Origin of the sequence: Vibrio profundum (genome assembly GCF_050337555.1) — a bacterium.
Lineage (GTDB): Bacteria > Pseudomonadota > Gammaproteobacteria > Enterobacterales > Vibrionaceae > Vibrio > Vibrio profundum.
Map to the genome: position 1 here is coordinate 53,260 of NZ_JAKJTA010000004.1, position 13,243 is coordinate 66,502.

The window sequence follows — 13,243 nt, forward strand, 5'->3', positions numbered from 1 at the left end:
GAGCATTACGGTATGATTTACAGCTATTTAGATGAACAACAGAAGGTTACGGTGAAAGATAGCCCGTTTGATGTGGTCCCTGCAGACTTAGATACCCTGCGAGATAAGGTCGTGAAACGTTATGATGGCTTTAGTCAGCGCTTGCAACAGGTCGCCGATTTTGTCATGGCTCAGCCGATGTTAGTCGCGGTGGAAACGATGGCTACTCTTGCTGAACAAGCAAACGTGCCGCTCTCGACGCTCAGCCGGTTCTCGAAATCGTTAGGCTTTTCGGGCTTTAGTCAGATGCAGGCCTTATTTCGCGATCAATACCTGAATCGACCGAGAGACTACAAAGAGCGAGTCAAGCAAGCCCGTGATCAAGAAGGAATTGGCTCGGGGTCGCCAATGACCATTTTTCATGATTTCGGGCATGCGAATATAGAAGCAATAGAACAGCTTCAGGTCGCGGTGTCGCCGGAAAAACTGGATAGAGCGATCGCATTGCTAGATTCTGCGGAAACCATATATATCCAAGGTATGGGGCGGGCTTACCCAATATCGTTTTATTTATGGTACGCGTTGATGAAGTCGGAGACCAACGTCGTTTTGCTCGACGATCATGGTGGTATGTTGCAAGCAATGGCGAAGCGGATGACTCGTAAGGATGTGTTGCTGTGTGTCACGTTTAGTCCATACGCCACTGAAACCACGGATCTCGTTGGATATGCGTATCAGAGTGATGTGCCGATTGTTGCTATTACTGATAATCAAATGACGGATATTGGTGATAAGTATGAAGTGTGCTTTGAGGTACAAGAAGGCGAAATTATGGGGTTTCGCTCCCTCAGCAGCTCGATGTATTTGGCGCAAACATTGGCAGTGAGCTTGATGTGTTATCAGGAAGGTTGAATCTGTACGGTATACCGCGTGTTTAAATCACTTGGGTATATACTTAAATTAGTAAATATTGGATAGGGTACCGTATATGGCCGACGGAATGAGAGCACATGGTAGCTGGACCATGTGTTTTGAAAACCAGATTTTCAGATCTAAAGTGGACGGTTCTACAAATAAAGAAACCGCAGAACAATGGTTTGAAGAACTAAAGTCGCTCATTCTCGCCTCTGAACGGAATATTTCTGAGCCTTGGGTGGCCCTAATTGATGTTCAAAGCTGGAATATGGCGTCTTTGGACTCTTGGGAGCACATCAGCTACATCACCGACTGGATGCATGAGCATAACTGTATTTTGTTTTGTTATGTTTTCTCAAAAGAAATTCAAAAGTTCGCAATAGAAAAGGGTATAAAAAGTGATGGTTTCATGCAATTTTTCTTTGATTGTGATGAAGCCTGTGAAGCTTGTGTTGAGACATTGGCCGACAACAAGGCTTCATAAGCAGTGTAATTGAGGAGGAAGCACCGTTTACATTCTAAACAACGGTACCTCTGGATACCTCTCGGGTGCTGTCCGTGTTTTTGGACAGAGTAAGTCTGAGAACAAAAAACGACATTAACAGCTAAAGGTATCTACTAATTATTTTGTCATAAGTACCATCAGATTTAATACTCTGCAATGCCGCTTCAAGCTTAATTTTATCCGAGATAGGCATCACGCCTTTGGTGCTGCCCAGATATATAGTGTTGGCCCCGGAATTGTAGCCGTAGATTAGTTCCTCTGGATTAGCGCCAATTATCCGGTAATTATAGTTGCCCATTATCCTGCCATGAACCAAGACCGCTTGTACGCGCTTTAAATTCAGCATTTTCATACATTTTACTTCATTCACCATATTATGAATATTTGTAAACCCCAAGCTCTTTAGCTTGTACTCCGCGGGGGTTTCTCTAAGTACACAGATACTCGAAATTTTTCTTAGAGATTCCAAGCTCTTAATAGGAATTGTTATATCGTTAGTAACAAACTGTAATTGATATTGGTAAAGAGGGATAATCCAGTCGTAGTGGGGCTCGCGTTCCGGCGTTCGTGTAAGGGGAGATGCCAGAAGTTTTTGTTCTTGTTTTGCTTGAATTACAATTTTTTGACTTCGTGCCCATGGATGGAACTCAACATCTAAATCTAGCTTAGCGCGTTTAAACATTTCTTCGATTAAATCCAAAATAAGGCCACTTGACGCTTCGTTTTTACTGCTATAGGGCGGAATTTCAGCGGTTTTCAAAGTATAGTCTCCTGCATTAGCCATCACGCCTAAAAAGGAGATAAAGAAAAAAGCCGCATATTTAGTTAAGGTCATTGTTTATTCGAACCTATAGAGACTGCATTACTCCAGTATAGCTAACGTGAGAAACCTCAACACTCGATGACCTTTTCTTACGGATTACTTACGAATGGTGTAAAGAACTGAAAAGTCGAGTACTTCAACCGAATCATGATTCTATTCTCCCATGGGTTCTTATCAACGATGCACGAGATACTCATCACTATCTCGCAGATTGGTGTCCTTCTCATAACTGCATGCTCTCGCAAATGTAATGCCTGCAGCTGTGCACCGATTCTCATTAGAAGGGAAGTAAAAAGTGTCGGTATTGTTCGGTTCTTCTTCGATTACGATGAAGCTGATCTTGATACACTCGCTGGTGCTAAAAACCAGAACGCTAGGTAATTTACAAAATCATACTTGTCGTCCTAGTCGATAATTGGGCAGAATATTCATGTCCAGGTAACCTGCTTTTATCGTCAAGGCTTGCGTAAAATTCCGAATTAAGCCATGAAGTTACATGTATTTGGGGAGGTGAGTCAAACAGACCTCGATACAAGCTCGAGCTTTCTGACTACCTGTAGTTACAACATCTTGGTCCAACCACTGACTGTTAGTTAGCGCACAAAACAAAAATTTCACCAGTTATTCTTGATGAAATAAATATTCCATTAAAATAGGATGATGGCCACGGTATTCGTTTTGAGCATGGAGCTCGTTGCTATGTCTTATTTGTTGTCTAAATACTCTCCAAAAGAAAGTGGATTGGTTCAAGCTATTACGCCTGAAAACGCTGGTTGGCAATACGTCGGCTTTAAAGTGTATGAATTGTCTGCTGGTGAATCGTTGCAATTGAATTCGGCAGACAGAGAGTTGTGTTTGGTTTTGGTTGCGGGTAAAGCCAGCATTTCAACGCCCTCGGCAAATTTTGAAAACATCGGCGAGCGTATGTCGCCATTCGAGAAGAAAAAACCTTATGCGGTTTATGTTGCACCTGAGGAAGAAATTAATGTAGTGGCCAACACTCAATTGGAATTGGCTGTGTGCGAAGCGCCGAGTGAAGGCCGCTATCCCACTCGCTTGATTACTCCAAATGACATCGAGGCTGAGCATCGCGGTAAGGGGAATAACCAGCGTTATGTGCACAACATTTTGCCCGACGATAAACCGGCAGACAGCTTGTTAGTGGTGGAAGTGTACACCGATGAAGGTTGCACTAGCTCTTACCCAAGCCATAAGCACGACCAAGATGCAGAGCCGAATGAAACCTACCTTGAAGAAACGTATTACCACCGCCTTAACCCAGAACAAGGCTTTTGTATGCAAAGGGTGTATACCGACGACCGTGAATTAGACGAATGCATGGCCGTATATAACAAGGATGTGGTTATGGTGCCGAAGGGCTACCACCCAGTGGCAACGTTAGCGGGTTACAACAGCTATTACCTTAATGTCATGGCTGGCCCCACTAGGAAGTGGTTGTTTAAGTGGGAAAAAGATCACGAATGGATTAACACCTCTAATTACGCACAAGACAAAGAATCAGGTTACTTAAACGACCAGTAACCTAAACGACAAGTATCCAACGTTTTTTCCAATAATGAATAATATTTATAAAGGAACTCGACATGTTTAATATTGCTTTAATTGGTGCAGGAAGAATCGGCCAAGTGCATGCCGCTAATATTGCTAGCCACCCAGAAACCACACTGAGCGCCGTTGTCGACCCATTTGACGGCAACGCGAATTTGATTTGCGAACAATACCATGCGAAGCGCCAGACGGTTGAAGAAGTGCTGCAAGATGATTCCATTAACGCGGTTTGTATTTGCTCTGCAACAGATACCCACGCTAATCTGATTGAACTGGCGGCGTTAGCAGGCAAAGCCATTTTCTGCGAGAAGCCGATTGATCTAGAACTGAGCCGAGTGCGTGATTGCCTTGCCGTGGTTGACCGTCAAGAAGTGCCATTCTTAGTGGGATTCAATCGCCGTTACGATCCCCAATTTCGCCAGCTAAAGAATAAGCTAGAGCAAGGTGTTATCGGTGCGCCAGCCACCTTAACCATTACCTCTCGTGACCCCGAGCCTCCACATGCCGATTATGTAAAGGTGTCAGGTGGTATGTTCCGCGATATGACCATTCATGATTTAGATATGGCTCGATTTATTCTAGGTGAAGATCCTGTCTCAGTATCAGCGCATGGTAGTTGCTTAGTCGATGAGACCATTGCTAAAGCGGGTGATATTGATACTGCAGTGCTGGTGCTGCATTTCCCATCCGGCGCGATGGCGACAATCCAAAATAGCCGCCGCTCAGGCTACGGATACGACCAAAGAATCGAACTGCATGGCGAGTTAGGGATGTTGCAGGCGGGTAACCGTCAGGAAAACTTGGTGAGCCAATGGACCGAAAGTGGGCAACATGCGGCAAAACCGATGCACTTCTTCTTAGAGCGTTATAAAGAGGCGTATATCGCCGAGTGGCAACACTTTGTCGAGGTCTTAAACGGCGCTGAATCCGCTTGTAACGGTAAAGATGGAGAGTATGCTCTGCGCTTGGCTGATGCCGCTTTAGAGTCGCTGAGAACAGGGCAAACGGTTCAGTTGTAAACTAGGGATTATATTGATAGGTAAGGGTATCCGAGAACGGGTACCCCTACCTAAAGTTCGTCGCGATTAGCGTTTATTTTTAAGGTAGCGTTTGCGGCGTTCTTCTTTCTTCTTGGCTTGTTCTTCGGCTTTCTTTGCAGCGTTTAGCTCTACTTCAATCAATTCTTCAGTGATCATTTCAGGTAGCTCTAAGGTTACTTGGCCTAAAGTTCCCGCGCGAAGCTCGTGAAGCAAAATTTCTGATGCTTTGTGCAAATCAACTCGTCCACCTGAGCGGAGCGCACCTCGTTTACGGCCAATGGCTTCCATTAACTCAATGTCGGTGTCTGGTAGCTCTTCGACCTGATAGCGATCTTTTAACTTTTCAGGGTATTGCTGCGCAAGATACTCAACGGTATAAAAGGCCACTTCGTCGTATTCCATGGCAGTATCTTTCACTGCGCCCGTTGCTGCTAGTCGAAAACCACTGTGCGGGTTTTCTACTTTTGGCCATAAGATTCCTGGGGTATCAGAAAGTACGATGCCATTTTGCAAGTTGATCCGCTGCTGACGGCGGGTAACGGCAGGTTGGTTGCCTGTTACTGCAATGGTCTTGCCTGCGATCACGTTGATGATGGTTGACTTGCCCACGTTTGGGATGCCCATGATCATGGTGCGAATATTTTTTCCAATGTTCTCACGGTGCGGAGCGAGCTTGCGGCAAAGCTCCATAATCTGATGCACTTCTTGTTGAATAGACGTGGTGATAGCAATTGCTTTGACGTGTTTTTCTTTCTCAAAGTGCTCAATCCATTGCTCAGTCGCTGCAGGATCGGCAAGGTCGCGCTTGTTCAATACTTTTACACAAGGTTTGTCTTTGCGCAGGTGAGAGATTAGCGGGTTCTCACTGCTGAATGGGATTCTGGCGTCCAACACTTCGATAATCACATCGACTTGTGGGATCACTTCTTCAATTTCTTTGCGAGCCTTATGCATGTGGCCCGGAAACCATTGGATAGACATGGTAATAACCTTGATTGTAAATTTTCGCTCATTGTAAGGGTAAATCAAACAGAGTAAAGCGTTTGATGGACGTTATCTTTAAGGGAACGCTGCACATGTAAAAAGGCACTGCTTCAATTTTTAGTCCTAGAGTCAGTGAATCAGCTGAGGAAGACGGTCGTTGACCCTATTCGAACACATATAAAGAAGGGAAGAGATACATCCTGCGCCGTTCATGCACCAATTGCCGATGTGCCGAAACATTGACAGAATTTCGTTCTATATCCATAACTAGATGGTGTATCTGTAACTTTGTTGGTTCTATGAATATTAAGAACAAGCTGTATTCTTTAGGCGCTATAGCGATATTTGGTGTTGTCGCGGTTGTTGCGACTACCACTCAATTCTCGCGAACGACTGATGAGCTTCATCAAGCGAGTAACTTAGTTGCACAGCTTGAAATTCGTTTGTTGAACCTGCGACGTAATGAAAAAGATTTTCTATTACGTAAGGATACCAAGTATCTCGCCAAATTTGATAAAAATATGTCGACATTCGTTTCTTTGGTCGATGAGCTATCTTCTATTTTGGTCCGTAACAGCCTGCCGCCCAGTGATCAACTGAAGAGTGACATTCTAAGTTATCAAAAAGGCTTTCAATCGCTAGTGGCGGCATATGAAAAGCATGGGTTGAAGAAAGATCAAAGTTTGGCTGGTCGTTATTATTCGAGTGTTAACTCTCTTGAATCGGGTTTAAGCAATGCGCAATTGTTAAAACTGTTTGAGTTTACAGAAAAAGTCGAACAAGGTCAGGTAGATAAATCACTATTACCTTCGTCAAGTTCTGGTGCCACGTTAGCCGCCGCGAATGATTTGGTAAGCCAGAAAAAAGTAATAGGATTAAAATATAACGAAGGTGCGCTGGGGGCAACTCGGGCGCTTTCTCATGCTGTCGAAGAGCAATTTAACTCTTTTTCCGCTGCGCTCAATGAACAGGTTGTATCTGAAGAATCTCGATTGTCTACCATAAAGCAAGGGGTAACATTGGTAGTTATACTTTTAATAGTAATACTTATTTATCAGATTTCTCGTTCTATTAATAGTCAAGTCGACTCGTTACTCACTGTTATTCAAGATATTTCTAGAACTAATAATGTCAGCATGCGTGCCAATCTGAAAGGGAAAAACGAGCTAGTGTCGATTGCTAAGTACTTCAATCGACTTTTAGAAAAGTTGGAAACCCTTATTTCAAGCACCCAAGACAAATCAACTCAATTGTCGAACAGTACCGGTAATATGCACAATGAATTGGAAGGGGTGATTGAGCAATTTAATGTACAAGCGAATCACACGACTTCTATGGCGACCGCAGTTCAGGAAATGGTATCGACTATTAACGAGATATCTGAAAGTACCGCCGTTGCGGTTGAAGGGGTTCAGCAAGCATCAAATAATGCGCAAGAGGGTAGGCAGGTTGTAGAGTCGACAGTGAAAAACGTTGATGAACTATCAAGTATTCTGAGTGAAAGTCAAACTTCAATCTCGTCTCTCAACGAGCATGTTGCAAAAATCGGTGGCGCGGTAACGATTATTCAAGAAATCGCGGAACAAACGAATCTATTGGCACTTAATGCTGCGATTGAAGCTGCGCGAGCTGGTGAGCAAGGGCGAGGCTTCGCCGTTGTTGCCGATGAAGTTCGCGCGCTAGCGAGTCGAACCCACCAATCGACCGAAGATATTACTAAAGTGGTATCGGCGATACAGAATCAAATGTCTGAGGTCGTGGTCAATATCGATAAGTGTAATGATCAAGGGCAACAAACGCTGACAGCGTCGCAAACCTTGGATCAGAGCCTCAGCCAGATTATTGACGATATGGGCAATATCCAAACCAATTCCGAGCGCATTGCTGCCGCGATTGAAGAACAAGGTATTGTGATGAATCAGGTGAGTGACTCAATCACGGAGCTCAATACGATATCAGAAAATAATATGCACTCGGCGCAGCAGTGTCTTACTGAAGTGGATGCAGTTTCTGCTCAATCGAAAGATATGGATACCGCCGTCGCTGAATTTCAAACTAACAAAACTTGAAATAGACTCATCTAATGGATAGGTCTTAATGGTGTCAGCTTAAATTGGATCTATCAAAAGAGAACTGCCCACTTTGGTTAAAGTAGCTGCGTTTGCATTCAAAAGGGGAGCCTAAAAATTTCCACTAGCGCCGATGTGAACAAGTGCACTTTAGTGAATTTGAAAGAGGGGCAGTAGAGAGCACCAAATCTAGACAAGAACACGACTCAGATACATTAGCCCAGACTATCCGTATATTATCTATACTTTGGATCTTTTTGATTTCTATATCAATAGATAATGGAGAGTTGCGATATCCCACCTATTAGTAAATTTACGAACAAAGCATTAGTAATACCACAACCAACTTATTCTCTTAATAACAACGCCGTCGTTGCTTCTTCGTAATCCCATGAAAAGGACCATTTCGCATAGAATATCAGATTAATAAGCCTGACTTGGTAGAAGGCTCATTTATCTCACTTATGTTTATGAATGAAAATTGAACAACCCTCTCATGAGTCATTCACCCCTATCGATGTAATCTTCTTTTCGAACATGAAACTAACGAACAGGGTAAAGATTATGGGACCAATAAGCATTATTGTTATCAGCTTAAACGAAGAGAAACGTATCGGGCGCTTGATGGAGGATTTAGGCGAACAAACTCACCGCGATTTTGAAGTGATTCTTGTCGATTCAAATAGCGAAGACTCCACAAGAGAAGTTGCCGCAGCCTATAAGAAGGTACTTCCAGAGTTGACTGTCCATAAAATGGATACACGAGGGGTAAGCCTTGGTAGGAATACGGGTGCTTCATTAGCGAAGCACGAACGCTTACTTTTCTTGGATGCGGATGTCAGGCTTGAAGCTAACTTTCTTGCTAACGCCATCAGCCAACTGGAAGCGAAGAAGCTAGAAGTCGCTGGTGTTTATATGGGAGCGAAGGATCTTCCCGTTGTACATAAGTTAGGTTATGGCTTATTCAATATGGGATTGTTTATGACGCAATTTGTTTTTCCAACCGCTGTTGGCGCGTGTGTCTTTTCCACCAAGCGAGTTCATAAACAAATCGATGGCTTCGATGAAGAGATCGTTCTTTGCGAAGACTGTGACTATGTAAAAAGAGCAAGCAGCACATGGCGCTTCCGCCTCCTCAAACTAACATTTGGTTTTGACCCACGCCGATTAGATCAAGATGGCATTTTTAAGATGGGTGGAACCTACCTTAAAGCGAATCTACGCCGCATGGTCTTTGGGGAAATGCGCAACAACGAAATGAATTACGAATTTGATCATTATAAAGAACAGTAATGATCGGAGGTAATTGTGATGTTTGAAGGGATTAGCTTGTTTTTTGGGGCTTTGCTAGATGCGTTGATTGGCCCCAACTTATTTGTTCCTGGAGAGCCTTTCTTTATTGCGGCAGGGTACCAGCTTCATCAGGGGATTTGGCTAGGTTTGGTTGCCGTATTATTAGGAGGCTTTATTGGGGATCAATCAAGCTACTTCATTGGTCGTAAATTTGGGGTTCCTGCGCAAAGAAAATTAATGAGATGGTGCCCTAAAACTCGTCGCCCTATTGCTCGATGTCGATATTTAGTGGCGAAAAAAGGCAATTATGTTCTCGCGTTTGCTCGATTACTCGGGCCTATCGCTTGGGTTGTTCCCTTTATTGCAGGAACAAATAAAACTACATGGGGGCGATTTACTTTCTATTCGACCATCGGCCTAGTTCTTGGAATCGGACAGTTTGTTATGTGGGGATACGCCATCTCTTATGGCATCGATAATTTACCTTTCATTGCTGAGAGTAAAGCGATCTTGATTGAACACCAAGCGACATTGATTGCTTTGGCAGTAAGCATTATATTTTTTCTCATTGGCAAGCGGCTCAAGTGGCGATTCATGTTTACCAAGTTTACGGTTATCGCTTTATTATCGATGTGTTATGTAAATTATGCGCATTTCTTTTATTTCTCTGATGATTTTTTGGCCAAGAAGCCCGCGCCTACTCAGGTAATGAGTGTTAACAATGTGAATTTTAAGGCGTATCCGGGGAAGTCGCCAATATTTTCTGCTCAAGCGGTGAATGTGATTTATTTTGGCCAATCGCCACGGGATCTGATGAACTCGCTCGGCTGGATTGAAAACGAAACGTTTTCCCGCAATGACATTGAACCTTCTGGCTATATTAAACTGATGCAGAATCGCACGCCGCCAGTATCCGACTTATTTTGGAATGGTGTACCACAAGATATGGCTTTTCAACTTCCTGGAGATTTGATGAAACGTAATCATATTCGGTGGTGGAAAGGCGGGGTAGACCCTACTACTCAACAGCCATTTTGGGTGGGTGCGTTGAGCTATGATAATGGGTTGAAAATGACCCTATATTCTGGAATTGTAACCGTACTACACAGTATTGAACCAAATGTCGACGTACAACGAGACAAATTGGCTCAGCAAATGATGATGGCAATACCGTCTCAAACCGTGATATACCAACGTTTAACATCTCCAACGGCGCTAGATGCAGCACATGATTATTACAGTGACGGACGCATTTTGGTGATTCAGACCAACGTGACACCCACAACGTTAATTTAGTATTGTTTCGCTTAGAGCTAATTTACTTAGAGCCAATTCACTGAGAACGATTCCACTGAATGTCACTCCACTTAGTATCATGCCACATTGGATTTGTGGTTTCAGGGTTTGCTTGGAGTGGCTCTTTAGTCCCTGTATTTACCGCGCAGCGATTTAGTACTAGACCGAACGCTCTTCGCTTTTAACCGGCGTTCTTTGGAGCCCCGTGTCGGTTTGGTCTCGCGACGCGTCTTTTGCACTACAGTGGCCGCTCTGATGAGCTCAGCTAAACGATTGAGTGCATCTTCTTTATTTTGCTCTTGAGTACGATATTGCTGCGCTTTTATCGTGATAACGCCCTCCTTAGATATCCTGCTGTCGTTTAATGCCAATAACCTTTGTTTGTAGAAGTCAGGTAGAGTGGAATGGGGGATACTAAATTGCAAATGAATGGCAGAAGAGACTTTATTAACGTTTTGCCCACCAGCGCCTTGAGAGCGAATTGCGGTCAGTTGGATCTCCCAAGTTTGTAGAGTGACAGTGTTGGATATTTTCAGCATACTGGGTGGCGTTGATTAAATGATTAGGACAACGAGAATGTACATTGATTTGGAAAAGTATCAAGGCCTCATTTTTGATATGGATGGTACGTTAATCGATACCATGCCAGCGCACTTGCGTGCTTGGCAGCTAACCGCAGGCGAGTTTGATTTTCCTTTTAACCAGCAATGGCTATATAGCCTTGGTGGAATGCCAAGCAATAAAATAGCACTCGAAATCAATAAAAAGCATGGCCTTACACTGGATGCCGATCAAGTTGCTGCGTTCAAAATGGATGTGTTTCTACATATGGAAAGCCATGGTGAGGTTATTGATGTTACTCACGATATTTTACTGCGCTACCGAGGTCAGAAAAAGATTGCAGTCGGTACAGGCAGTCAGCGGAACAGCGCGCTTAAATTGCTTAAAAACAGTGAAATATTGCCAAAACTCGATGCATTAGTGACTGCAACGGATGTAGATAAACACAAGCCAGAGCCCGAGACTTTTTTATTAGCGGCTAAAAAAATTGGGGTTGCACCCGCTGATTGCGTGGTGTTTGAAGATACGGCACTCGGCATGCAAGCAGCACACGCAGCTGGAATGGATTGTGTTCTGATTGAAGGGCAGGATCTCTCTTATCATCCTTGTTCGTAACCGAATAACTTGCTCGTAACCGAATAAAGATAGCCGCCTGATTGGCGGCTATCTTTATATTTAAGTAGGTTAGAACTTGTATTTGAGTAGGTTAAAGCTCGCGAGTTAACTTTTAACACCCGCGAGTTAACGTATAACAACTTAACCTACTCACTTCCTAGCAAATCAATTATTTAACTTCGAGCAACTCAACATCGAATATCAAAGTAGATGCGGCTGGAATCGTGCGAGCACGTCGACGGCCGTAGGCGAGGTGATAAGGAATGAATAAGCGTACTTTTTGCCCTTCCACCATATACTGCAAGCCTTCACGCCACCCTTTGATGACTTGATTCAAGCGAAATGAGATAGGTTCGCCACGCTCTACTGAGCTGTCAAAAACCGAACCGTCAATTAAGGTGCCATGGTAATGCACCTTGACCGTACTGGTCGATTTAGGGTTGAGCGCTCCGGTGCCTTCTTCAAGCACCAAGTATTGCAGGCCACTTTCTGTCACTGTCACGCCTTCTTTCTTGGCGTTTTCTTCTAAAAAGGCGTGCCCTTTTTCTATATTGGTGTTGGTATTTTGGCGGCGCTGCCAGCGGCGATAAAGCATAAAAAGCAGTAGCAGGAATAAAATAACCGATAACACGGTGTTTAGCTTGTCCATTGTGGGCCTATTACAGAATGAGTATTAGCCCGATTATCGATAGTTAGGTAAAAAGGTCAATCATTGATTGAGGATGTATTACAGTTAAAGTATCGACAAATTCGCCGATATAGAGCTTGTGACTAATTTATTTATTCGGTGCTGCAATGAAGTTCATTATCTTATCGATAATTCTAATGATGCTAAATGGCTGTGTCTCCATCCCGTTTGACTTTTACGGCGATCGTAACATGTTAAAAACCGCTCCAGCCCACAGTACAGACCTTATGTATCCATCATGGGGCAAATCACAGCAAGCAGCATCCACCAGTGTTTCAGGCCCATATCAGCAAGCTCATCGCTCCTACCGATCGCTAGAACACTTTTTGCAGCAAAATGGGATTGATTATGAGGTCTTACCGGGTAATCACATTATGGTGAAAGTGATGGATACGATACGATTTAATACTGGCTCGTCGGTGGTCTCTACACAATCTTCGATGTGGCTGGACACAATGGGTCGATATTTATCCACTAAGCCAGATATTGACGTCGTGATTTCGGGTCATGCGGACAGCACTGGCCCTATGATGTTCAACGATCGATTGTCTTTGAAACGGGCGAAAGCGGTGAAGAGTAAACTCGTTGGGCAAAGTGTCTCAAACGAATCTATTTATACCCGAGGCTTTGGTGAATATGTTCCGGCATGCACTAATCGCACTCGAACAGGAAAAGCATGTAATCGCCGTGTGGAAGTTACATTTATTGTTTCCAACTAATTGATTTTTATAATCTATATATCACCCCTCGTCTTCTAGTGTAGTTGAACTAACCCCCGCCAAAAATTATTAGAAACTCTCCACCATTTTGCGTCTTAGTTTCCCATTTTTCCAAACTAAGTGGTGCTACACTTATCAGCTAGTTAGCGTAGCTACAGAACTAGCAAATAAGAGCTAGATCAACGTG

The 13,243-nt window shown here is 43.7% G+C and carries 14 protein-coding genes; 9 read left to right on the forward strand and 5 right to left on the reverse strand.

The features are described from left to right. The first annotated feature begins 12 nt into the window (after window positions 1-12). Window positions 13-891: a MurR/RpiR family transcriptional regulator gene (locus L4C34_RS02780; RefSeq protein ID WP_428787829.1), complete on the forward strand. Its 879-nt coding sequence runs from the start codon at window positions 13-15 to the stop codon at window positions 889-891. A gap of 76 nt (window positions 892-967) precedes the next feature. Then, window positions 968-1,378 carry a hypothetical protein gene (locus L4C34_RS02785; RefSeq protein ID WP_428787830.1) on the forward strand — a complete coding sequence of 137 codons (411 nt, stop codon included), beginning with the start codon at window positions 968-970 and terminating at the stop codon, window positions 1,376-1,378. Here L4C34_RS02785 and L4C34_RS02790 read toward each other — a convergent pair. Then, window positions 1,261-1,509, reverse strand: coding sequence for an IS1/IS1595 family N-terminal zinc-binding domain-containing protein (locus L4C34_RS02790; protein WP_428788128.1), 249 nt, complete (start codon window positions 1,507-1,509; stop codon window positions 1,261-1,263). The genes L4C34_RS02785 and L4C34_RS02790 overlap by 118 nt on opposite strands. Further along, window positions 1,500-2,234, reverse strand: a complete 735-nt coding sequence (locus tag L4C34_RS02795; protein WP_428787831.1) for a substrate-binding periplasmic protein — start codon at window positions 2,232-2,234, stop codon at window positions 1,500-1,502. Before L4C34_RS02795 ends, L4C34_RS02790 begins: the two co-directional genes overlap by 10 nt. A gap of 687 nt (window positions 2,235-2,921) precedes the next feature. Between L4C34_RS02795 and iolB the strand changes: the two genes are divergently transcribed. Together iolB and iolG are read left to right on the forward strand one after the other, a co-directional pair. Beyond that, window positions 2,922-3,764: a 5-deoxy-glucuronate isomerase gene (iolB, locus tag L4C34_RS02800; protein WP_428787832.1), complete on the forward strand. Its 843-nt coding sequence runs from the start codon at window positions 2,922-2,924 to the stop codon at window positions 3,762-3,764. Between the two features lie 62 nt (window positions 3,765-3,826). After that, window positions 3,827-4,810 carry an inositol 2-dehydrogenase gene (gene iolG, locus L4C34_RS02805; RefSeq protein ID WP_428787833.1) on the forward strand — a complete coding sequence of 328 codons (984 nt, stop codon included), beginning with the start codon at window positions 3,827-3,829 and terminating at the stop codon, window positions 4,808-4,810. A 66-nt stretch (window positions 4,811-4,876) separates the two neighbouring features. Here the strand turns inward: iolG and ylqF are convergent, their stop codons facing one another. Then, complete coding sequence (ylqF, locus tag L4C34_RS02810; RefSeq protein ID WP_428787834.1) at window positions 4,877-5,812, reverse strand: ribosome biogenesis GTPase YlqF; 936 nt, start codon at window positions 5,810-5,812, stop codon at window positions 4,877-4,879. Between the two features lie 302 nt (window positions 5,813-6,114). Here ylqF and L4C34_RS02815 point away from each other — a divergent pair, with 302 nt between their 5' ends. The 3 genes from L4C34_RS02815 (at window position 6,115) to L4C34_RS02825 (ending at window position 10,473) form a co-directional block, all read left to right on the forward strand. Next, entirely contained in the window at window positions 6,115-7,884 is a 1,770-nt protein-coding gene (locus L4C34_RS02815) for a methyl-accepting chemotaxis protein (protein ID WP_428787835.1), read from the forward strand. Window positions 7,885-8,448: 564 nt separating this feature from the next. After that, window positions 8,449-9,177: a glycosyltransferase family 2 protein gene (locus L4C34_RS02820; protein WP_428787836.1), complete on the forward strand. Its 729-nt coding sequence runs from the start codon at window positions 8,449-8,451 to the stop codon at window positions 9,175-9,177. Window positions 9,178-9,195: 18 nt separating this feature from the next. Continuing rightward, the gene (locus tag L4C34_RS02825; protein ID WP_428787837.1) at window positions 9,196-10,473 is read left to right on the forward strand and encodes an LssY C-terminal domain-containing protein; all 1,278 of its coding nucleotides are present in this window, start codon (window positions 9,196-9,198) and stop codon (window positions 10,471-10,473) included. 125 nt (window positions 10,474-10,598) lie between these two features. On the opposite strand, the gene arfB is transcribed toward L4C34_RS02825, so the two are convergent. Next, on the reverse strand, window positions 10,599-11,012 hold the full coding sequence (arfB, locus tag L4C34_RS02830) for an alternative ribosome rescue aminoacyl-tRNA hydrolase ArfB (RefSeq protein WP_428787838.1): 414 nt from the start codon (window positions 11,010-11,012) through the stop codon (window positions 10,599-10,601). A gap of 37 nt (window positions 11,013-11,049) precedes the next feature. Here arfB and L4C34_RS02835 point away from each other — a divergent pair, with 37 nt between their 5' ends. Then, complete coding sequence (locus L4C34_RS02835) at window positions 11,050-11,649, forward strand: beta-phosphoglucomutase family hydrolase (protein WP_428787839.1); 600 nt, start codon at window positions 11,050-11,052, stop codon at window positions 11,647-11,649. 169 nt (window positions 11,650-11,818) lie between these two features. Here the strand turns inward: L4C34_RS02835 and bamJ are convergent, their stop codons facing one another. After that, complete coding sequence (gene bamJ / locus L4C34_RS02840) at window positions 11,819-12,298, reverse strand: BamJ family beta-barrel-assembly machinery protein (protein ID WP_428787840.1); 480 nt, start codon at window positions 12,296-12,298, stop codon at window positions 11,819-11,821. A gap of 146 nt (window positions 12,299-12,444) precedes the next feature. Between bamJ and L4C34_RS02845 the strand changes: the two genes are divergently transcribed. Further along, window positions 12,445-13,056 (forward strand): OmpA family protein, encoded by a 612-nt coding sequence (locus tag L4C34_RS02845; RefSeq protein WP_428787841.1) that lies wholly within the window; start codon window positions 12,445-12,447, stop codon window positions 13,054-13,056. Window positions 13,057-13,243 lie beyond the last annotated feature (187 nt).